General features: G+C 59.2%; 20 protein-coding genes and 1 tRNA gene. 14 read left to right on the top strand and 7 right to left on the bottom strand.

Annotated features, from left to right (window positions below; translation table 11 throughout):
• The first annotated feature begins 27 nt into the window (after window positions 1-27).
• From yaaA to FHS64_RS10590, 3 genes are all read left to right on the top strand, one after another.
• On the top strand, window positions 28-801 hold the full coding sequence (gene yaaA, locus FHS64_RS10600; RefSeq protein ID WP_167178187.1) for a peroxide stress protein YaaA: 774 nt from the start codon (window positions 28-30) through the stop codon (window positions 799-801).
• A 61-nt stretch (window positions 802-862) separates the two neighbouring features.
• Window positions 863-1,660, top strand: coding sequence for a 3-hydroxybutyrate dehydrogenase (locus tag FHS64_RS10595; protein WP_167178186.1), 798 nt, complete (start codon window positions 863-865; stop codon window positions 1,658-1,660).
• Between the two features lie 28 nt (window positions 1,661-1,688).
• Window positions 1,689-2,711 (top strand): patatin-like phospholipase family protein, encoded by a 1,023-nt coding sequence (locus tag FHS64_RS10590; RefSeq protein WP_167178185.1) that lies wholly within the window; start codon window positions 1,689-1,691, stop codon window positions 2,709-2,711.
• On the opposite strand, the gene FHS64_RS10585 is transcribed toward FHS64_RS10590, so the two are convergent.
• On the bottom strand, window positions 2,708-3,646 hold the full coding sequence (locus tag FHS64_RS10585; protein WP_167178184.1) for an L-threonylcarbamoyladenylate synthase: 939 nt from the start codon (window positions 3,644-3,646) through the stop codon (window positions 2,708-2,710). The genes FHS64_RS10590 and FHS64_RS10585 overlap by 4 nt on opposite strands.
• A 160-nt stretch (window positions 3,647-3,806) precedes the next feature.
• On the opposite strand from FHS64_RS10585, the gene FHS64_RS10580 reads away from it, so the two are divergent.
• The 4 genes from FHS64_RS10580 to FHS64_RS10565 all read left to right on the top strand — a co-directional run bounded on the left by FHS64_RS10580 (window position 3,807) and on the right by FHS64_RS10565 (window position 8,230).
• Window positions 3,807-5,594: an acyl-CoA dehydrogenase gene (locus FHS64_RS10580; protein WP_167178183.1), complete on the top strand. Its 1,788-nt coding sequence runs from the start codon at window positions 3,807-3,809 to the stop codon at window positions 5,592-5,594.
• 78 nt (window positions 5,595-5,672) lie between these two features.
• A complete protein-coding gene (locus FHS64_RS10575; RefSeq protein WP_167178182.1) occupies window positions 5,673-6,536 on the top strand; it encodes a hypothetical protein in 864 nt (287 codons plus the stop codon).
• 61 nt (window positions 6,537-6,597) lie between these two features.
• Complete coding sequence (locus FHS64_RS10570) at window positions 6,598-7,341, top strand: TonB family protein (protein WP_167178181.1); 744 nt, start codon at window positions 6,598-6,600, stop codon at window positions 7,339-7,341.
• 85 nt (window positions 7,342-7,426) lie between these two features.
• Complete coding sequence (locus tag FHS64_RS10565; RefSeq protein ID WP_167178180.1) at window positions 7,427-8,230, top strand: energy transducer TonB; 804 nt, start codon at window positions 7,427-7,429, stop codon at window positions 8,228-8,230.
• Here the strand turns inward: FHS64_RS10565 and FHS64_RS10560 are convergent.
• Window positions 8,197-9,072, bottom strand: coding sequence for a trypsin-like serine peptidase (locus tag FHS64_RS10560; RefSeq protein WP_243862933.1), 876 nt, complete (start codon window positions 9,070-9,072; stop codon window positions 8,197-8,199). The genes FHS64_RS10565 and FHS64_RS10560 overlap by 34 nt on opposite strands.
• A gap of 14 nt (window positions 9,073-9,086) precedes the next feature.
• Here FHS64_RS10560 and FHS64_RS10555 point away from each other — a divergent pair, with 14 nt between their 5' ends.
• The 4 genes from FHS64_RS10555 to lexA all read left to right on the top strand — a co-directional run bounded on the left by FHS64_RS10555 (window position 9,087) and on the right by lexA (window position 12,991).
• The gene (locus FHS64_RS10555) at window positions 9,087-11,285 is read left to right on the top strand and encodes a S9 family peptidase (RefSeq protein WP_167178179.1); all 2,199 of its coding nucleotides are present in this window, start codon (window positions 9,087-9,089) and stop codon (window positions 11,283-11,285) included.
• The gene (locus FHS64_RS10550) at window positions 11,285-11,842 is read left to right on the top strand and encodes a GNAT family N-acetyltransferase (protein WP_167178178.1); all 558 of its coding nucleotides are present in this window, start codon (window positions 11,285-11,287) and stop codon (window positions 11,840-11,842) included. The genes FHS64_RS10555 and FHS64_RS10550 overlap by 1 nt, the downstream gene beginning before the upstream one ends.
• 180 nt (window positions 11,843-12,022) lie before the next feature.
• Window positions 12,023-12,099: transfer RNA gene (locus FHS64_RS10545), tRNA-Asp, on the top strand.
• Between the two features lie 190 nt (window positions 12,100-12,289).
• Window positions 12,290-12,991 carry a transcriptional repressor LexA gene (lexA, locus tag FHS64_RS10540; protein ID WP_167178177.1) on the top strand — a complete coding sequence of 234 codons (702 nt, stop codon included), beginning with the start codon at window positions 12,290-12,292 and terminating at the stop codon, window positions 12,989-12,991.
• On the opposite strand, the gene FHS64_RS10535 is transcribed toward lexA, so the two are convergent.
• Complete coding sequence (locus FHS64_RS10535; protein ID WP_243862932.1) at window positions 12,985-14,907, bottom strand: ComEC/Rec2 family competence protein; 1,923 nt, start codon at window positions 14,905-14,907, stop codon at window positions 12,985-12,987. The genes lexA and FHS64_RS10535 overlap by 7 nt on opposite strands.
• Window positions 14,908-15,136: 229 nt before the next feature.
• On the opposite strand from FHS64_RS10535, the gene gltX reads away from it, so the two are divergent.
• From gltX to FHS64_RS10520, 3 genes are all read left to right on the top strand, one after another.
• On the top strand, window positions 15,137-16,567 hold the full coding sequence (gene gltX, locus FHS64_RS10530) for a glutamate--tRNA ligase (RefSeq protein ID WP_243862931.1): 1,431 nt from the start codon (window positions 15,137-15,139) through the stop codon (window positions 16,565-16,567).
• Window positions 16,568-16,628: 61 nt separating this feature from the next.
• Entirely contained in the window at window positions 16,629-17,924 is a 1,296-nt protein-coding gene (gene gltA / locus FHS64_RS10525; protein ID WP_167178176.1) for a citrate synthase, read from the top strand.
• 99 nt (window positions 17,925-18,023) lie between these two features.
• Window positions 18,024-18,203, top strand: coding sequence for a hypothetical protein (locus FHS64_RS10520; RefSeq protein ID WP_167178175.1), 180 nt, complete (start codon window positions 18,024-18,026; stop codon window positions 18,201-18,203).
• A gap of 22 nt (window positions 18,204-18,225) precedes the next feature.
• On the opposite strand, the gene lpxB is transcribed toward FHS64_RS10520, so the two are convergent.
• The 4 genes from lpxB to fabZ are packed head-to-tail and all read right to left on the bottom strand — an operon-like array spanning window position 18,226 to window position 21,477.
• Window positions 18,226-19,386: a lipid-A-disaccharide synthase gene (gene lpxB, locus FHS64_RS10515; protein WP_167178174.1), complete on the bottom strand. Its 1,161-nt coding sequence runs from the start codon at window positions 19,384-19,386 to the stop codon at window positions 18,226-18,228.
• Window positions 19,386-20,228: a UDP-2,3-diacylglucosamine diphosphatase gene (lpxI, locus tag FHS64_RS10510; protein WP_167178173.1), complete on the bottom strand. Its 843-nt coding sequence runs from the start codon at window positions 20,226-20,228 to the stop codon at window positions 19,386-19,388. The genes lpxB and lpxI overlap by 1 nt, the downstream gene beginning before the upstream one ends.
• Window positions 20,225-21,016 (bottom strand): acyl-ACP--UDP-N-acetylglucosamine O-acyltransferase, encoded by a 792-nt coding sequence (gene lpxA / locus FHS64_RS10505; RefSeq protein WP_167178172.1) that lies wholly within the window; start codon window positions 21,014-21,016, stop codon window positions 20,225-20,227. The genes lpxI and lpxA overlap by 4 nt, the downstream gene beginning before the upstream one ends.
• Complete coding sequence (fabZ, locus tag FHS64_RS10500; RefSeq protein ID WP_167178171.1) at window positions 21,013-21,477, bottom strand: 3-hydroxyacyl-ACP dehydratase FabZ; 465 nt, start codon at window positions 21,475-21,477, stop codon at window positions 21,013-21,015. The genes lpxA and fabZ overlap by 4 nt, the downstream gene beginning before the upstream one ends.
• Between the last annotated feature and the right edge of the window lies 1 nt (window position 21,478).

Here is a 21,478-nt window from a genome sequence, read left to right as displayed (position 1 = left end):
ATGTGAGCCGCGACTAGGGAGCGTGCCTTGCTGATTGTTATCTCGCCTGCCAAGAAATTGGACTTCACAGCTGCGTCCGGTGATCTACCGATGACGACGCGCCGTTGCGCGCCGGAAACGGCCGAACTGTCGAAGGTCACGCACAAGCTGACCCGCGCCGATCTGCGCCGCTTGATGTCCATTTCCGATGCACTGGCGGACCTCAACTACGAGCGGTTCCAATCGTTCGATAACGACAAGACCGAAGGTGCGCTGCAAGCCGCCTTTGCGTTTGCCGGTGATGTCTATGAGGGCCTGAAGGCCCGCGAGATGTCGGCCGAAGACCTGATATGGGCGCAGGACCACCTGCGTATCCTGTCAGGCTTTTATGGTCTGCTGCGTCCGCTGGACGGAATGCACCCGTATCGTCTGGAAATGGGGATTCGCCTGAAGACCCCGCGCGGCAATACGCTTTACGACTTCTGGGGCGAACGTATCTCGCTGCGTTTGAACGAGGATGCCCAAGGCCATCCCGAACAGACCCTGATCAATCTGGCCTCGCAGGAATATTTCGGTGCCGTCGATGCCAAGGCGCTGAAACTCAAGGTCATTACGCCCCACTTCAAGGAGCGTAAGGATGGTGTGGACCGTATTATCTCGTTCCATGCGAAAAAAGCACGCGGCGCGATGGCACGATTCATCATCGAGAACCGCTTGGAAGATGCTGAATCTCTAAAGAAATTTGACCGCGATGGTTACCGTTTCGAGGCCTCGTCCTCGACCGATACCGACTGGATATTCATCAGAGCAGGAAATTCCTGATGCTTTGATGACAGACAGGCGCTAGTTTCTTTTCAAATCAGAACAGGTTGGAAACGCGCCTATGTTTGCCATGAACGATCTTAAGGGTCAGGTTGCCGTCATTACCGGCTCGACCTCGGGTATCGGTCTTGCCCTCGCCTCTGCCGCCGCCGAATGCGGTGCTGCGGTGGTTCTGAACGGACTGGGCGACGCGGCCACAATTGAACAAACCCGTTCGGACCTTGAAACCCGTACCGGCGTGCGCGTGCTGTATCATGGTGCCGACATGACCAAGCCGGACAAGATCGCCGACATGGTTGCCTATGCGCACAAGGAACTGGGTCGCCTCGACATTCTCGTGAACAATGCGGGCATCCAGCACGTCGAAGCCGTCGAGAATTTCCCGAACGACGCGTGGGAACGCATTATCGCGATCAACCTTTCTTCGGCCTTCTATGCCACAAAGGCCGCCGTGCCGATCATGCAGGCGCAAGGCCGTGGCCGCATCGTCAACGTCGCCTCGGCGCATGGTCTGGTCGCCAGCCCCTATAAATCGGCCTATGTCGCCGCCAAGCACGGCGTGATCGGTTTCACCAAGACGGTCGCGCTGGAACTGGCCCAGCAGGGCATTACCTGCAACGCTATCTGCCCCGGCTTTGTGCATACCCCCATCGTGGACAAGCAGATCGACGATCAGGCCCGCACCCGCAATATGAGCCGCGAGGACGTGATGAAGAACGTCATCCTCGGCTCGCAACCCACCAAACAGTTCGTCACCACGGAACAGTTGGCCGGTATCTTCCTTTATCTGGTGTCGGACCTTGGTGCTTCGGCGAACGGCAGTTCTTATTCTGTCGACGGCGGCTGGACAGCCCAATAGGCTGAAGGCCTCTCAGCGGAGGCTTCCTATGGTTGCGAAACGCAAATCCGTTTGCTTGGCCCTTCAGGGCGGTGGTTCGCACGGTGCCTTTCAATGGGGCGTCCTTGACCGCTTGTTCGAGGACGACCGTATAGAGGTGAAGGCCGTCACCGCCGCCTCTGCAGGTGCCATGAACGCCACCGCTCTGGTCACGGGACTGGAGCGCAACGGGGCCGCTGGCGCGCGTGAAGCGCTGGATTTCCTATGGCAGGAGGTCAACCAGTCCGGCGGACGCAATGTGTTTGGCCAGTCCGGCGCATGGCTCAAAAGTCTGACACCCCAATGGATGACCGAAAACCCTGTCTGGCAGGCCAGTCAGACCTTGGCCATGTCCATGAGCCCCTACAGCTTCAATCCGCTCAACCTGAACCCTCTCAAAAGGGTCATTGAGGCGGCTGTCGATTTCGAGGCCGTAAAGGCATCGAAAATCCGCATCCATATTTCAGCTACCGCTGTCCGCGCCGGACAATCGCGCATCTTTGGCAATGACGAAATGTCCGCGGATGTATTATTGGCCAGCGCATGCCTTCCGCACCTGTTTCAGGCGGTCGAGATAGACGGCGAGCCCTATTGGGATGGTGGCTATCTGGCCAATCCGGCGCTTTGGCCATTGTTCGCCAAGGATGTGCCCGACGATATTATCCTGCTGCCGCTCAATCCCCTGTTTCGCGATGACACGCCCAAACAGTCAGCCGACATTATGGATCGCCTGAACGAGATTTTGTTCAATGCGCCCCTGATTGCCGAGCTGCGTACCATCGCCATGACCCAACGCCTGATTGATGAAGGCAAGCTCCTACGTGCCGAGACATGGCAGCCTCCGAAAATCCACGCCATTCTGGCCGACAACTGGCTGGGCCAACTGTCGCTGGCATCGAAAACCGATACCGAGTGGAGCTTCCTGTCCTCGCTCAAATCCTTGGGTCGCGAGGCCGCCTCACAGTGGATTGATGCCAGTTTTGACGACGTCGGAAAACGAACCAGCGTCAATCTGCAAGACGTGTTTCTCTAGCCGACAAAACCCGCTGCACGGCTCAGGCGATCATTGATCGCCTCGCCCAGACCCGTCGCCGGAATAGTTGAGACCGCTATCCCTGATGGCTTGGTGCGGTCTGCCTCGCGCAAAAGACGGAACAGATTGGCCGCGGCTTCGCGTAAATCTCCGACAGTGCTTAGGCTCCAGCGCGGATCACCAACCCCTTCGCCAAAGCCCAGCAATATCTCACCGTCTTTCACATTCGTTGCATTGATCCGCACAGGCGCGTCCGGTGCATAGTGCAAGGTCAAACGCCCGGGTGAACGATGCCCCTCTTCGGCGCTAGCTGCCAAAGGGCCCACCACCGCTTCAATCTGTTCACGGGTAATGGTGCCGGGGCGCAGCAAGGCGATCTGATCGCCCAGCACCGAAACCACTGTGCTTTCGACGCCCTCGCGGCATGAACCACCATCCACGGCCGCCCCCGTCGATGTTCCTGTCTCTTCCAGTGCATCGGCAAAGGTGGTCGGACTGGGTCGCCCCGAGCGGTTCGCCGACGGCGCAACAACCGCCCCGCCAAAGGCCGAGATCACCGCCCTCGCCTTTTCATGGGCCGGAACACGGATCGCAACACTGTCCAGACCGGCCCGCGCCAGATCGCACACCTGCCCGCTATCACGCACTGGTGCCACAATCGTCAAAGGTCCCGGCCAGAATGCCTTGGCCAGTGCGCGTGCGCGTTCATCAAAGACGGCAATAGATTCGGCGGATACCAGATCGGCCACATGGGCAATCAGCGGATTGAAGCGCGGACGCCCCTTGGCCTCGAAAATCTTGGCAACAGCTTCAGGCTTCGATGCATCGGCAGCCAAGCCGTAAACCGTCTCGGTCGGCAAAATGACCAACTGCCCCGCTCGCAGCGCTTCTGCCGCTTTCTCGGGGCTATCGCCCTTCATGGGAGCATCAGACATTTAACAAGACTTTCCTTACGTTACGGCAGTGGTTCAAACCGCGTGTCACGCTTCTACCGCTTATTGGCTTCACTGAGCGGATTTTCGACCAATGTCCAAGACGGCTTGACGAAAGATGGTCGGAAAGCCGACACAACGGCATCTAAATTAAGGATTTCCGATGACCTATCGCGCTCCAGTCCGTGACATCGCATTTGCCCTCGAGGCCATTGCCGGTATCGACAACGTCGCTGCTACCGGTGCCTTTCCGGACTATGACACCGATGTAGCCTCGGCCATCATCGAAGCTGCAGGCCAATTTTCGCAAGAAGTGCTGGCCCCGCTGAACCGCGTAGGTGACCTGAATCCTGCAACCATCTCTGATGGCAATGTGACCGCCTCGCCCGGCTTTGCCGATGCCTATAAACAGTTTGCCGAAGGTGGCTGGACGTCGTTGACCGCATCGGTCGAAGCCGGTGGTCAGGCCCTGCCCAAGGCACTGGAACTGGCGGCCTATGAAACCGTCCACGCCGCCAACATGGCGTTCGGCCTGTGCCCGATGCTGTCGCTGGCCTCGATCGAAGCTCTGGAAGCCGTCGGCACCGACTACCAGAGAGAAGTCTACCTGCCGAAACTGGTTTCGGGCGAGTGGACCGGTGCCATGGTGCTGACCGAGCCGAGCGCGGGTTCGGACCTTGGCGCACTGGTTGCCACCGCAACGCCGACCGCAGACGGCAAATACCTGCTGAACGGCCAGAAGATCTTCATCACCTGGGGCGATCACGACGCCACGGATAATATCGTCCATCTGGTGCTGGCCCGCCTACCGGATGCACCGGCAGGTCCCAAGGGTATCTCGCTATTCCTCGCATCGAAATTCCACCTCGATGCCGATGGCAACCCGACCTCGCACCGCAACAGCTTCCATCCGGTTGGTCTGGAGCACAAGCTGGGCATCCACGCCTCGCCCACCTGCGTCATGCAGTATGAAAACGCCGTTGCCGAACTGGTTGGCCGCCCGAACGAGGGTCTGGCCCATATGTTCGTGATGATGAACGCGGCCCGTCTGGCCGTGGGCGTTGAAGGCGTCGGCATTGCCGAGCGCGCCTATCAGCACGCCCTCGCCTATGCGCTGGAGCGCCGTCAGGGCACCAGCATCTGGACCGGCCAGCGCAATGCGCCGCTGTTCGACCTGCCGGACGTTCGCCGCATGCTGGTCGTGATGAAGTCCAAGATCGCCGCCGCCCGCGCCATCTGCTTCTCGACCGGTGTTGCTGCCGACATGGCCCGCCATGCCGCCACCGAGGAAGAGCGCAAAATCTGGAAGGGTCGCGAAGACCTGTTCACCCCGATCGCCAAGGCATGGTCCACCGATGTCGGCTGTGAAGTCGCCTCTCTGGGCGTTCAGGTTCATGGCGGCATGGGCTTCATCGAAGAAACCGGCGCGGCCCAATATTACCGCGACGCCCGTATCACCCCGATCTACGAAGGCACCAACGGCATTCAGGCCATGGACCTCGTCGGTCGCAAGCTGTCGATGGATAGTGGTGAATCGGCCAAGCGCCTGATCGAGGACATGAAGGTGACACTTCATCAACTGGCGTCCCTCTATTCGGGCAAGCCGGTGGAACGTTTCGCCAACGCCATTGAATCGGTCGAGGACGCCACCTTGTGGCTGCTGGATGCCAAGGCCGACAAGGATCGTGCTGCCGACGTTCTGGCCGGTGCCGATTCCTATCTGAAACTGCTGGGCGATGTTGTCGGCGGCTGGATGCTGGCCAAGGGCGCTCTGGCGGCCAAGGCCAAGCTGGACGCCAATGATGGCGACGCAGCATGGCTGCAAGGCAAACTGGACCTCTACGAAGCCTATGCGGCCAATGTTCTGGGCCACGTCTCCAGCCGTCTGGCTGGCGTCGGCCAAGGCGGCGACCTACTGCACCGCCTGACGCTGGAAGCTCTGGCAGGCTAAATTGGCGGGCTAATTCTGCTAACCCAGCTTTGCAAATGATCACGCCTCCTGCATCATCGGTGCGGGAGGCGTTTTCTTATGTTTTCACTGTCTTGGGTCGCTGCATTTGTAGGACTTTTTCTTGCGAGCCACGAAGCTACTCAAGAAACAGCCGTACCACCGAGGGTATCATGGCTTAACCCTCCTCAGGTCACTCCGGACGATTACCCCGTTGTTGCAACTTATTTGAATGTTCGCGGTAACGCCGCGGTCACATGTATTGCCAATGCCGATGGATACGTCCGCGAGTGTGTAGCCACCGCTTACCCTGAAGGCTTTGGTTTCGAACAAACTGCAATCGAAATTGCCAAGCGTGGTCAGCTCAAGGCCAATTGGGATGGAGACACACCCGAGAATTTGACCTTCAGCTTCAACATCCCCTTCGGCGATAACTTTGATGAGCTACTACCGCCCAGCGTTCCTTGGGATGGCCCTGAGCCAACAGATGACCAACTAAGTCTCGCCAAAAACATTGTTGAGCACATCAAATCCATCAACGGACATGTGCCTTTTGAAGGCAAGATACCCAAAGAAATCAAAGCCGCTCTTGCCTCTGAGCTCGCTCCTGAAAATGCAGCGTTCCTGAACGAAACGATTAACTCTCACGGATTGACCGAAACTGAGAATGAAGCTCTGTCCATCCGCATGTACGCGCGTATGCTGACATTTTCAGAAGTAGAGAACCGGATCGAGCGTATTATCGACTTCAGTGATCCTCAGGTCCGTGCACGAATGATCCGAGCTGAGGGTGGCGAAGGCTGGAACTCTGCAGGCTGGCGCATCAATAACGCCTACTGCTCGCGCTATGATTGCACGACCAGACGAGCGGAAGAGCCCGAAACCCCTTCGCACTGGCACCCTCGGGACGACGAGCCCTTCCCGCCCTATCAGGGAGCCGACTGAAACTATATCTTGGTTTGCAAATGATCACGCCTCCTGCATCCTCGGTGCGGGAGGCGTTTTCATGTTTGCAACTGTCGCATTGGCTGCCCTTTTATCCGATCCGGTCGCTGTTCCCGTCGAGCCGGAGCAAACGCCTGTGGAATGGGTCATCCGCCCGCAGGCCACACCGGAAGACTATCCGGTAATGGCCGGTCAGTTAGCACTTAACGGATATGCTTTCGTTGAATGTGAAGCCGACCCACAAGGCGTTCCGGTTAACTGCCTCAGCTTGACCTCGTCACCGGCCCATCTGGGTTTCGATACCGCTGCGATCAATGTGGTTCAGCGTGGTCGCGTGTTGCCCGCTTCAATCGATTACACCGACACGCGCCGGTTTACCGTCAGAGTTCCATTCAAGTCCCTCCCCTTCGAAACCCATCCCGAATGGGAAGGCCCCGACCCGACCGAGGCTCAACTCAATGCAGGCAGACAATTTGCTCGAAACACGGTGATGCGCCGCCCCTCTATTGCCGTGCGCATGCGCCAAGTCTGGCAACTGGATCGTTTACCTGCCGAACAGCGAGATGCTCTAACGGCATGGCTGAACGAACTGGCTCCGTCGCGCGAGAAGGAAGTCGCAGATACTGCAATCGCTGTGGCCCGTGTGCTGGCCGTTCGTGGTGTAGATAGCTGGCCGAACTCCCAACCGGAAAACCACGCCGAATGGCGAAGGGATATGGCGCTGGCACGCCCCGACGATAGCAGTATCGCCATGAAAGAAATCGCACGTCGCTATTGCGCGACTTTTGCCTGTGTAAGCGATTAGGTCTGTGCGGCACGCCCGTTTTGATCTACCGGCCAAACTAAAGCTCTGATCGCAGGGTCAGTCATCGGTATCGGGGGAAGCCGTTATGATCATATCTCTAGGCTTGGCGCTTATGACCACAGGCGTGGAACCGGCGGCGCTTGGTACTGAGCCGCCAGCCATCGTTGCGACCGTCGAGTCCCTTCCCAAACCGGTCGTCATAACCAACCCATCATGGAAGATACTACCCGAGGCGACAGAGGCAGATTATCCGCATCTGGCCGCACATCTGGGCATTGCGGGCCATGTTGTTGTGGAATGTAAGGTCAGTCCAGAAGGCGTCCCCGATTGCGAGACGGTATCGGCAGTGCCCGAAGGCCTTGGCTTCGAGGATACCGCAATTGCCGTTGCCGAGCGCGGCAGGCTTCATCCCCGAACAGTCGACGGCGCGGCTGTAGAAAGCCAGATCCGCCTGTCACTGCCCTTTTATCCGTCCGATAATGATACTCGCCCCGCTACCGAGTGGAACGGGCCAGCGCCCACCAATGCGAACCTGATAGCGGGTCTGGTGGCCGCTCAGGCTTGGGGGCCGACACTCGCCGCATCCGACCAAGCCGTTTGGGGACTGAACCAGCTCTCGCCGGATCGCGCCCAAGTGGTTCAGCAATGGATTTCCGAAATGTATATCGGAAGCACCAATGCCAAATTACTGGGCCGCGCCTTTGCCATGGTTCTGGCGAAACGCGGCCATGCCACCATGCCCGCCGAGCCGCCACAAGACTGGGCCGAATGGAGCAGTGATCTCAGTCTGGCGGTGAACAACCTCTATTCATACGAAGCCAATTACGGCCCGCTCAAACAGCGCTACTGTGCGCGTTATGACTGCGGTCCGGCACCCGCAGCTCGCTGAGAATCCAGCAGGTTAATTGTCTCGTGAATGTACTGGCCGTGCCCGACGACGCCCAGTTCGATCCCCTCGCCATTGCCCTGAACTTCTTTGATCAGCACACCGGCAATGAACGGGTTGGTCGGCACCGGTGCCCCCGGTACGCGCTTCGCAGCCGGCACCCAGAATACCGGCCCGCCGGAATTCCCCTGCGAGACATTAAAGTCCAGCAGGAAGGTTTTGAAATGCTGGACCGGCGTCAGAGGCCATGAACTAATCCGGCCTGACCTCAGGATCGGAAAGCCCGCACGATTGGCCGACAGGCCATGCGGATACCCCAAGGCAAATAGCTCGTCCCCCGGCCCCATGCGCCATTGGTCGAACGTATTGGCATTGGCAATCCAGCCGACCGGAATGGCCGCGCGGGTAAACTCTTCAGGGGCTGTGATTTCCAGAACCGCCACATCTTCTGTCGGGTGCTGGGTCCACAGTGGCGTGCCGTCTTCCTGTCGGATCGGCAGGTCCGCAGGGGCATAGCGCCAGTTGCCGTCACTTTCGGCAAAGCGCCATCCAATACGGGCCACAGGATTGGGCATGACACGGAACACATGCTCTGCCGTCACCAGCAAAAGGCGCGGCGTGCCGTCCGGTCGCGGGGCCTGAACCAGAAAGCCCGTCCCAACCTTACGGCGTCCCTCGCCAATATTCTGGTCCAACTGGACCGTCGCATTGATAAGCCCCAGCGTCATATCCCACTCGGCAGCAGGCATCTGGGCAACGGGCGGTTCGGGGGGAAGTGCATCAATGGCCATAACCGCCATTTGACCTGACGCCGCGACAGGCACAAGGTCCGCTCCAAAGATCATTTGAGGGGGTGTCCATGAATCGCCGCGAACTTATCGCTTCCAGTGCTGCTACCAGCCTTCTGGCCGCATCCCCCGCCCTTGCCCGCCCCCGTGCGGTAAACCTGACTACCGGAGCCCGAATGTCCCGTCCCGTTGCGCCCGTCGCCAAAAAAGTCCCTGTCACCATCGAGCAGCTGGGCCGCACCCGCACCGATGAATACCAGTGGATGAAGGACGACAACTGGCAGGCCGTTCTGCGCGATCCCAAGCTGATCAAGGCCGATGTCCGCGACCACCTGAACGAAGAAAACGCCTACCGCGAGGCCATGATGGCCTCGACCCTGCCGCTCCAGAACCAGATGTTCGAGGAGATGAAGGGCCGCATCAAGGAAGACGACGCTTCGGTGCCCGCCGCTGACGGTCCTTGGGAGTATTACACCCGCTATAATACCGGCGATCAGCACCCGCTCTATTGCCGTCGCCCGCGCGGACGCACCGATGGCGAGGTGATCCTGCTGGATGCCAATGCACTGGCCAAGGATAAGGCCTATTCGGACGTCGGCAGTGTGGAAGCCAGCCCTGACCACAACCTCTATGGCTATTCCGAGGATGCCCAAGGCTCCGAGGTCTTCAAAATCTACATCAAGGATTTGGTCACTGGCGCGGTCCTGCCGGATGCTATTGATTCCGCGACGGGCGATTTCACCTTCTCGCCCGACAGCCAGTGGATCTTCTGGATCAACCGCAACGATAATGGCCGACCGGACAAGATTTTCCGTCGACCCGTGCGCGGTGGTGAAACCACTCTGGTTTACGAAGAAGCCGATGAAGGCATGTTCCTTGGCCTTGGCCGCAGCTCGGATGACGCCTTCATCCAGATCAGCGTTGCCAATCAGGAAACCTCGGAAACCCGCCTGATCCCCGGTTCCCAGCCCACCGCAACGCCGGTTGTCGTAGAGCCGCGCGTCGAAGCCCGCCTCTATGAGATGGACCACTGGGGCGACCGCTGGGTCATTCGCACCAATGCCGACGATGCAATGGACTTCAAGATCGTCGAAGCCCCGACCGATGCGCCAGCCAAGGCCAACTGGAAAGACCTCGTGGCCCATACACCGGGCCGCTACATCGAAGGCTTCGACCTGACCAAGGATTTCGTATCCCGTCAGGAACGCTTTGACGCCAATACCCGCATCGTCATCCGTGACCGCGCAGGCTCCGAACACGAGATCGCTGTCGATGAACCGGCCTACAGCCTGTCTCTGGCCGGTGCGTCAGAGTTCGACACCCCGACGATCCGTTACACCTATAACTCCATGTCCACGCCGACCTCGGTCTATGACTATGACCAGAAGTCGCGCGAGCGCACCTTGCGCAAGGTGCAAGAAGTCCCGTCGGGCCATAACGCCGCCGACTATGTGGTCGAGCGTCTGAACGCACCTGCATCCGATGGCCAACTGGTGCCGGTATCGATCCTGCGCCACAAGAACACGCCGGTAGATGGCTCTGCACCTGTGCTGCTTTATGGCTATGGTTCCTATGGCATGTCGATGAGCGCCAGTTTCTCGACCAACCGCCTGTCGCTGGTGGATCGTGGCTTTATCTATGCCATCGCCCATATTCGCGGTGGTGCCGACAAGGGCTGGAACTGGTTCCTCGATGCCCGTCGCTTCACAAAGAAGAACACCTTCACCGACTTCATTGCCGCAGCAGAGCATCTGATCGACAAGAACTATGCCCGCGCTGGAAACATCGTCGCTGAGGGCCGCTCTGCCGGTGGTCTGTTGGTCGGGGCTGTCACAAATATGCGCCCGGACCTGTGGGCCGGTGTGATTGGCGGGGTTCCGTTCGTGGACCTGATCAACACCATGAGCGACACCAGCCTGCCGCTGACCCCGCCGGAATGGCCCGAATGGGGCAACCCGATCGAGGATGCCGAGGCCTATGACTATATGTGGTCCTACAGCCCCTATGACCAGATTGGCCCCAAAGCCTATCCGGCCATTCTGGCCACCGGCGGCCTGTCCGATCCGCGCGTGACCTATTGGGAGCCGCAAAAATGGGTCGCGCGTCTGCGCCCTGTCACCACCTCGATCAATCCGATCCTTCTCAAGATCAATATGGAAGCCGGTCACTTCGCCTCGTCGGGGCGCTTTGACTATCTGAAGGACATTGCCCTCGATTACGCCTTTGCCATCTGGGCCGTGAACAAGGGCTGGGAACGAGACTTCGCCTGATGCGCGATGCGGTAATCCGTGAGGCGGTGGAAACAGACTTCCCCGCCATCACCGCCATCTATGCCGAAAATGTCGCCAATGGATGCGGCACCTTCGAGCTGGAAGCGCCCGAGCTTGCCGAAATGAAGGCCCGTTTTGCCTATGTGGCGGCCTTGGGCCTCCCACGCCTCGTCGCAGAATCGGACGGTACGGTTCTGGGCTATGCCTATGCGGGCCCATTTCGTGCCCGCGAGGCCTATCGCTACATGGTCGAGGATTCGATTTATCTGGCCGCCAACGCCCGCGGCATGGGAATCGGAGGGCGTCTTTTGGATGCCCTCATCGATTCTTGCGCGAAAATAGGCCTTCGCCAGATGGTCGCGGTCATCGGCGACTCGGAAAATCAAGGCTCGATTGCCCTTCATCGCTCTAGAGGATTCGCTGATTCCGGTATTTTTCACGCCGCAGGGTGGAAACATGACGGCTGGCGCGATGTCATCTTCATGCAAAAGCCGCTGAACAGCGGAGGCGATACGCCACCGGACACCGCCGGTTTGGCGATAAAAGACACCCACTAAAAGCCCGATCCTACGGGCATTTCACCTCCCAAAGCGGCAAGTTTTACGCACCTTCACGGAGCGTCGATTTTCAAAATTGGCGTATTTTTTCAGGGGTCTGCACGTTTTTATGTTGACCCTAAACGCTGCCCCACCTAAACACCACCTCGTTCCCGCCGGACACGGCGCGAACGGGACCAAGCGGGTGTAGCTCAGTTGGTTAGAGTGCCGGCCTGTCACGCCGGAGGTCGCGGGTTCGAGCCCCGTCACTCGCGCCACTCCCCTTCTCATGAAGATGGAGTGGCGCATACCGCTCTTGGTCCAAAATACTTCCAGAAAATAAAGTCATCTCAACACGACACCCTCATTGCGTCACGCAACGAGGTGTTTGGCGTTAGTTGACTTTTAACCAGAACACTTACAGAACATCAGCAACGGTTCACGCCTTGTTCTGAAAGCGCTTGCCTCATGCTCACTAAAAAGCAGCACGAACTCCTGATGTTCATCCATGAACGTATCAAGGAGACGGGTGTGTCGCCGTCCTTCGACGAAATGAAGGAGGCGCTGGATCTGGCGTCCAAATCGGGCATCCACCGCCTGATTACGGCCCTTGAGGAACGCGGCTTCATTCGTCGTCTGGCACACCGTGCGCGCGCGCTTGAGGTTGTGAAGCTGCCCGAACAAGCCACCGCTGCCGCACCTTCCCGTGGCCGCGCACCGTTTAAGCCGGACGTGATCGAAGGTGGTGGCCAGAACCGCACTCAGTCTCACATGGCGGCTAATGACGTTCGCGAACTGCCACTGCTCGGCAAGATCGCTGCGGGTACCCCGATTACCGCCATCCAGCACGAAACCGACCGCCTTTTCGTACCGGAAACCATGCTGGGCGCTGGTGAACACTATCTGCTCGAAATCGAGGGCGACTCGATGATCGAGGCCGGCATCCTCGACGGTGATGTGGTCGTCATCAAACGCATCAATCAGGCCAATTCTGGCGAGATTGTTGTGGCTTTGGTCGAGGGCGAGGAAGCCACGCTGAAACGCCTGCGTAAAAAGGGCCAGTCGATTGCCCTTGAGCCTGCCAACCGTCTTTATGAGACCCGAATCTTCGGTCCCGATCAGGTCGAGGTTCAGGGCAAGCTGGTCGGCCTGATCCGCCGCTATCACTGATAGTCAGGGTCGCCCCAGCGCGACCACGGGCGCTCACCGCGAACATCGCGTACCCAACGGGCCTTCCAGCCGCTCTGGGTACGCCAAAGCTCTACGGCCCCCTTGGTCGCAAAATCACGACCATCCAGAACCAGTGTATCCGCGCATTCATGCGGTAGTGAAGGCACTTCGGACCTGACCGCAACAACCTCGGCACTCGCACACATTGCCGACATGACCTTTTCGTCCGGCACGGCGCGTCCCCACCACAGCGCGACAGGCATCCGCCCCGCATCGGCTCGGCAATAGGTTCGCCCGCATTTCCAGCCTTCCTTCGGGCGCTCGGTGACATCCAGATTCCATCGCTGTGCCCACATGGTGGATGCAAAGGCCCGCACCTTGCGAAACACCTCTGCCTCATGCCCGCGAACCACAGCGGCATTAGTCGCCGCATCGCCGATCCAGATATCCGGCACTTGAGGCCGCGGCCAAAGCAGGACCGCACAGGCCAACGGCAATCCTAGAACCCTCAGCCACCCGCGCCACAGGCACATGAACAATATGCCTACAAACGCCACCGGTAGGGCCATAGCAGGCGCACTGGGCATGGTGTGAACCGCCCCAGGCAAGTCTGCCGCCCAATGGCCAATCACCAGCATGAAACCGACACCCTGCCCTGCCAGCCAAAGGAACGGTGCCCCCAGACCAACCGGTTCCAGCAATGCCCCTAATGCCAAACTGGGGAGCATAATCAGGTCAGCCAATGGCGCACTGGCCATGTTGGCCACCAGCCCATACATGCTGGTCCGGTTGAAATGGTGCATGACGAACGGACCTGTCGCCATCCCCGCGACCAGACTGGCCGACACGGCTGCCAATGCCCATGATCCCGCACGCTGGATTGCGGCAATGGGCCACGGCGTGTTGATCTCCTTGATCCTGCGCGGCCAGATTTCAGCCAATGCGACCAGTGCCGCTGTTGCCGCAAACGACATCTGAAACCCCGGTGCAATCACCGATTCAGGCCGTAACAACAGCACCACAAAGGCCGCGGCCGCCAAAGCCCTCATACTAATCGCCCGTCGATCCAGCAGGATGGCGATAAAGGCTATGCTGGCCGTCACCGCCGCGCGCTCGGCCGGTGGCGGCGCACCTGAAATCACCAGATACGCCCCGACAGCCAGTAATCCCCCCACTGCCGCCACCTTCTTTCCCGACACACGCAGCGCTAGCCACGGCCAAAGCGCCACCAACAGGCGCACCAGAAAAAAGGAAAACCCTCCGACCACGGCCATGTGCAGCCCCGAAATCGACAGGATGTGCGCCAAGCCGGAATCGCGCATGGCCTGAAGATCATCTTCACCGATCCACGTCTCGTGCCCCGTCACCATGGCCGCCGCTATGCCACCGCGCTGTGGCCCCAGACGTGCCACCAGTCGCTCGGCCATATTAAAGCGCACGGCATTGATCCGCATTTCCATCCGGACGCGCCACGTTGGCACCCTAAGATGTGCCTCGCGCGTATCGCCCAAGCCAAACAGTACCCCGCCCAAGCTCTCGAACCATGCCATCCGGCCAAAATCATAAGATGCCGGACTGGCCGGAGCCGGTGGCGGATTCAGCAGGCCATAAATCGACACCGCGTCACCCGGCCTTGGCGGAGCCCCCTTTACCGTCGCTCGCAGCCTGTGTGGCACGTCCTCGAAGGCGATTCCCCTGATCCGTACCGGAGCCAGCACCACCCTGTGGCCACGTGCCCCCGGTGAATCGACGTCAATGACATAGGCCTCGACCAAAGTCGGTTTGGTTATAGAGGGCGCAATCGGGGCCGCCACCGCATCGGATCGTGCCTTGGCCACCCACATCCCTGACAGCACGCAGGCCACCATCAACAAGGACAGTGTGATGCCACGCCCCATCCCTCGCCACTTGGCCAAAAGCCACGCCACAACGGATAAAAAGCCCATTAAAAACAGAGGCAATACCGGCGGCTCCGTCTTCAGAGCGAAATAGATGGCACAGCCAGAGCCAAAGAAAACCGCGCTCCATAATGGCCACCTCGTCGCCTGTGCGCTCCATTCGCGCATCAGCAAGGCGCGCAAACCGCCGATCAACTTTACTGCAAGGCTTCGCTTTGTCGGCGACGGGCGTATAAGGACGCACCTAATGGACTCATCGCTTATGAACTCGTCTTCTTCGACTGTTGTCACCCGCTTTGCCCCCTCGCCGACAGGCTACCTGCATATTGGCGGCGCGAGAACAGCGTTATTCAACTGGCTCTATGCCAAAGGCCACGGTGGCAAATTCCTCGTTCGCATCGAGGATACCGACCGTGAGCGTTCGACCGAAGACGCCGTAAAAGCGATTTTCGACGGTCTAGAATGGTTGGACCTGCTGGGCGACGGGGAAACCGTCTATCAGTATGCGCGCGCCGACCGTCACCGCGAAGTGGCACAGCAACTGCTGGAAACCGGCCATGCCTATCGCGATTTCCTGACCGCCGATGAAACCGGCGCATTGCGTGATGCCGCCAAGGCCGAGGGCAAGGACTTTGTCTCGCCATGGCGTGACCGCGAACCGACCGCCGAAGACTTGCAAAAGCCGTTCACCGTGCGCTTCCGCCGTCCTCTGGATCAGGCTGTTATCGTCGATGACGCGGTTCAGGGTTCGGTACGCTGGGAATCTTCGGCGCTGGATGATCTGGTCATCCTGCGCTCGGATGGGGCTCCCACCTATAATCTTGCCGTTGTGGTGGACGACCACGACATGGGCATCACCCATGTGATCCGTGGTGATGACCACCTGAACAACGCCGCCCGCCAGAGCCTGATCTATGATGCACTGGACTGGACCCGCCCGACCTTTGCGCACATCCCGCTGATCCACGGCCCCGACGGTGCCAAGCTGTCCAAGCGTCACGGCGCTCAGGCCGTGCACGAATATGCCGAGATGGGCTATCTGCCCGAGGCCATGCGCAACTATCTGGCGCGCCTCGGCTGGGCGCATGGCGATGACGAACTGTTCGACGATGAACAGGCCAAGGCGTGGTTCGATTTTGCCGGTATCAACAAGGCACCGGCCCGTCTGGACTTTGACAAGCTGGCCCACGTCAATGCCCACTGGATCCGTCAGGCCGACGATCAGCGCCTGCTCGATCTCGTGACCGATATTCTGGCGTCTCGCGGACAACCGCTTGACGACACAGGACGCGAAACCGTCCTACGCACCCTTCCCCTGATCAAGGACCGCGCCAAATTGGTGCCGGAACTGGCCGATCAGGTGCAGTTCGCCCTTTTGGCTAATCCGATCTCGTTTAACGAGAAAAGTCAGGCCATGTTGCAGGGCGAAAACCTCGACCGACTTTCACGACTTCGTGAGCATCTGGCCAATACGGCCGATTGGTCGGTTGAAAACCTCGAAGCCGAGCTTAAACTTTTTGCTGAAAAAGAAGGCGTAGGCTTCGGAAAAATCGGACCTTCTGCCCGTGCCGCCCTAACCGGCGGCGCACCGGCTCCCGATATTGCCAAAATTCTTGTGGCAGTTGGTCGCGACAATAGTCTCCAGCGCTTGGATGATGCGCTGCAACAGACTAAGTAATCACCCAACCACGCAGACCAACGCCTCCCCGCGCCAGGTCCAAGTATAACAAGGGGCCCAGATGACTGAAAAAACCAATCCTGCCGCCACACTCACTATCGGCGACAAGAGCATCGAACTCCCCGTCCTTTCCGGCTCGACCGGTCCGGACGTCATCGATATTCGCAAACTATATGCCGGTACCGGCGCTTTCACCTTTGACCCGGGTTTCACCTCGACCGCTTCGTGCGAGTCGGGCCTGACCTATATCGACGGTGACGAAGGTGTGCTGCTGCACCGCGGCTATCCGATCGACCAACTGGCTTCGCAGTCGAACTTCCTCGAAGTTTGTCATCTGCTGCTGAAGGGCGAACTGCCGACCGCCGCCGAGTACGAAGAGTTCTCGGAACTGGTCACCCGTCACACCATGCTGCATGCGCAGTTCGACCGCTTCTTCGAAGGCTTCCGCCGCGACGCCCATCCGATGGCGATCATGGTGGGTACCGTTGGTGCCCTGTCGGCCTTCTATCATGACAGCCTCGACATCCACGATCCGGTCCAACGCGATATCTCGGCTATCCGCCTGATCGCCAAGATGCCGACCATCGCTGCCCGTGCGTACAAGTACCACATCGGCCAGCCGTTCGTGTCGCCGCGCAACGACCTGTCGTATGCCGAGAACTTCCTGCGTATGTGCTTCGCCGTTCCGGCTGAAGACTATCAGGTTGATCCGCGTCTGGTCCGCGCCATGGACCGCATCTTCACCCTGCACGCCGATCACGAGCAAAACGCCTCGACCTCGACCGTCCGTCTGGCCGGTTCGTCGGGTGCCAACCCGTTCGCCTGTATCGCAGCCGGCATCGCCTGCCTGTGGGGCCCGTCGCATGGCGGCGCGAACGAAGAAGCGCTGAACATGCTGAAGGAAATCGGTACTCCGGACCGTATTCCTGAATTCATCCAAGGCGTTAAGGATCGTAAGTACAAGCTGATGGGCTTCGGCCACCGCGTGTACAAGAACTACGACCCGCGCGCCAAGGTCATGCAGCAATCGGCTTACGAAGTGCTGGAAGCCACCGGCCGTGCCAACGATCCGCTGTTCCTGGTTGCCAAGGAACTGGAGAAGGTCGCCCTGTCGGACGAATACTTCACCTCGCGCAAGCTGTTCCCGAACGTCGACTTCTATTCGGGCATCACGCTGTCGGCTATGGGCTTCCCGACCACCATGTTCACCGTCCTGTTCGCTCTGGCCCGTACCGTTGGCTGGATCTCGCAGTGGCAGGAAATGATGGCCGATCCGACCCAGAAGATCGGTCGCCCGCGTCAGCTGTATACCGGCCCGACGCAGCGCGATTACGTTTCGATCGACAAGCGCGGTTAATCCAAACGCGTCGAACAAGACAAAAAGAAACGCCGGAGTTTTTACTCCGGCGTTTTTTGTTACGCGATACCCCGCAAACTTCTGTGCTACACCGCGCTCATGACCGACACCAAAACACCCGCTGCAATCAATCCGAACGAAACCCCCATCCAGCGCGCTCTTCGCCAGAAGAACGAAGCACAGGCTGCGCGCGAGCAAGCCCCGCGCGGTGGAGCTTTCCAGCGCGAGCAAAACAAACGCATCACCTCGGGCAAATCACGCCCTTGGATGACCAAATAATTTGATGGTGGCGTAAGGTCGATCAGGCCTTACGTTTTTCCAGCACTGCCAGAACGGCATCCGCGGCCAGTTCTGATGGATTGGGGCCACCTCGCCCCATGATTTCCAGCACTTCCGTCTGGCGTTTCGCTTGCGCTTTTGCGGCCTGAGGATCGGTCAGCAAGCGCAGCACTTCCGGCGTGATCTTTTCCGCCGTAGCATCGAACTGAATAAATTCGCGAGCGACTTCTTCGTCCGCTGCCAGATTCAGCATGGTGAAGTATTTGGCCTTCACCAATGGCTTCATTAGCCGATACGAGAAATTGTCGATCTTGTAGGAAATCACCATCGGCGTTCCCGCCATGGCGATCTCGGTCGAAACCGTGCCGCTCGTCGCCAGAGCGACATTGGCCGCCTTCATGGCTGCGTACTTGTCGGCCTCGGCCACCAGATGCACCCTGAAGGGCCACGAGGCCACGCGACCTGTGACATCCTCGGCCACGGTTCCTGCTGCCACAACGGCAACCTGAAGCTCGGGTATAGCGGCCTTGAGGTTCTGGACCGTCTGTTCATAGACAGGCGTCATCCGCTCGATCTCTTTCGGGCGACTACCCGGCATGACCAGAAGCAGGGGCGCATCTGCCGCTATGCCACGCTGGGTGCGGAACAGATCACCATCGGCACCGCTCATATCGATATGCAGTGCCGAAGACCCGACAACCGTCGTCGGCAGGCCAGCCCGCTCGAACCACGGTGCATCCATGGGATAGAGCGCCAATAGATGATCGACAGCCTTGGCTAGAACCTTGGCGCGACCGGGACGCGATGCCCAAACCTGTGGGCCGACATATTTGATCAGCGCGGCCTGTGGCACCACGGAACGGATGGCCTTGGCCGCCCGAATGGTGAAGCCCCATGAATCCACCAAGATGACCGCATCCGGCTTTTCGCGAAGCGCCAATGCGGCCGTATCGGCAACCCGTTGCTTCACACGGCCATAGGCCTTGATGCCTTCGACGACCCCCAGAATTGACAGTTCGGCAATATCAAACGGGCTGTGGATGCCCAGCTCGGCCATGCGTGGCCCGCCGACACCCACAAAACGAACGTCGTCTCCCATTCGGGCCTTAAGCGCCCGAACCAGATTGGCCGCCAGCGCATCGCCGGATGCCTCGGCGGCCACCAGCATGATCTTATAGGCCATTACAGACGGTCCTCGTCAGACATGCCCCAGATAAACAGACCCAGACGGTCTGCGATCGCTCGCGTCGCCGCGACATCCATAATCAACAGACGATCAACAAATCCGCCAATGCCGGCTAGTCCAGCCGCTGCGGCCAGTTCGACCGTGCGCGGGCCGATAACCGGCATATCGACACGAATGTCCTGAATGGGTTTCGGGGCCTTGGCCAAGGTGCCCTTGCGATGATCCGCCGAGCCACGCAGGTCCTGAGGCAAGCCCGCAACCCGCAGCAGCATCTGGTCTGTGCCTTCTTGGGCCTCTACAGCCAGAACCAGACCGTCACAGACGACCGCGCCCTGACCAATATCAAGTTCACCTGATTTTTCAGCAACATGAATGGCTTTCTTTAAGTCAAACATCTCATTGTCGTTAGGTGAAACGGCCCCCAGTGCGCCGAGCGAGAGCATATAGCCGCCCAAAATATCGTCGGCACCCTCGACGCTAAAACCTTCAGCTTCGAAGACCCCAAGGATTTTACGCAACAAGGCATCGTCGCCCTTCGTCGCCGCAGCAATAATACCGGGCAGCAGAGTCGCGCCTTTAAGATCAGGCTTTAACGTCTTGAAATCTGGACGATTTACATACCCCGCAAGGCAAATAGCTTCACAGTTTTCGCGTCGCAAGGCCTTCAGGATACCGCCGATCTGGGCAATACCTAAAGTCTCGCCATCCCACGCCAGCAGACTATCGTCAGCAAAACCGTCCAGACGAACAATATAGAGCGGGCGCCCCTCTGCTTCGCAGCGAGCCGCTACGGATGCAGGAAGGTCGCCCCCGCCGGCAATCAGCCCCAGCTTTTTCATTCGGCGTTCGGCAGGCACAGTGGACGCTTGCCGCCATCGCCTATGAAGTCGAGGATCTCGACGATTTCAGGAATATCGCCATAGGCTTCGCCAATCGTCGCCAGACGTCCGGCAAACTGTCCCTCGCCCTCGAACAGTTCGCGATAGAAGGCCAGCAGACGACGCAGTTCGTTCTTGCCGTATCCCTTACGCTTGAGCCCGATCAGGTTCAGCCCCCGCAGACGTGCATGATTGCCCCATGCCGAACCGTAAGGAATGACATCGCGGGTAACGGCGGCCAGACCGCCCACAATGGCACCCTGCCCCACGCGCCCGTTCTGGTGAACAGCACAAAGGCCGCCGAGGAATACACGGTCGCCCACCTCGGCATGGCCACCCAGAGTGGCACTATTGGCCATGGTGACATTGTTACCGACAACACAGTCATGGCCGATGTGTGCGCCCGTCATCAGCAGACAGTTGTTACCAAGGCGGGTCACGCCCGAGCCCTGCGGCGTGCCACGGTTCAGCGTGGCATGCTCGCGGATGATGTTATTCTCGCCGATCTCCAGACGGACCGTTTCACCCTTATAGCCTAGGTGCTGCGGATCACCGCCGACCAGAGCGAAAGAGTGAATGGCCGTATTGGCTCCGACCGCTGTGTCCTGCTGGATAACGACGTGGGACTTCAGGACCACGCCTGTAGCCAGAGACACATTGGGGCCGACAATGCTCCACGGGCCGACGACAACGTCGTCGGCTATGGTGGCGCTGCTATCGACGATGGCAGTCGGATGGATTTGGCTCACGCAGCAGGTTCCTGAACGGTAACGACCATGGCCATGAACTCGGCTTCGGCGGCCAGCTTGCCGTCGATGAAGGTTTCGCCACGGAATTTATAGGCATCACCACGTGCTCTGATGACCTTCACTTCCATACGGAGCTGGTCACCCGGACGGGCCGGTTTACGGAAGCGCACGCCGTCAATCGACATGAACATGATGACCTTGTCCGCAACCGCAACATCAAGCGTTTTGGACATCAGCAACGCGCCCGTCTGAGCCATGGCTTCCACGATCAGAACGCCCGGCATCACCGGATCAATCGGGAAATGTCCGGGGAAGAACGGCTCGTTATGCGTGACGTTCTTGATGCCGACAATCGAGGTCGCCGGAACAAAATCTTGCGCCTTGTCGACCAGCAAGAAGGGATAGCGGTGCGGGAGGCGACGCATCACCTCGGCATAGTCGATATTGGTCTGTTCGCTCATG

Source organism: Brevundimonas terrae (assembly GCF_011761985.1).
Taxonomy (GTDB): domain Bacteria; phylum Pseudomonadota; class Alphaproteobacteria; order Caulobacterales; family Caulobacteraceae; genus Brevundimonas; species Brevundimonas terrae.
The sequence above is the reverse complement of the archived record's forward strand: the minus strand, read 5'-3'. Positions and strand labels throughout refer to the sequence as shown.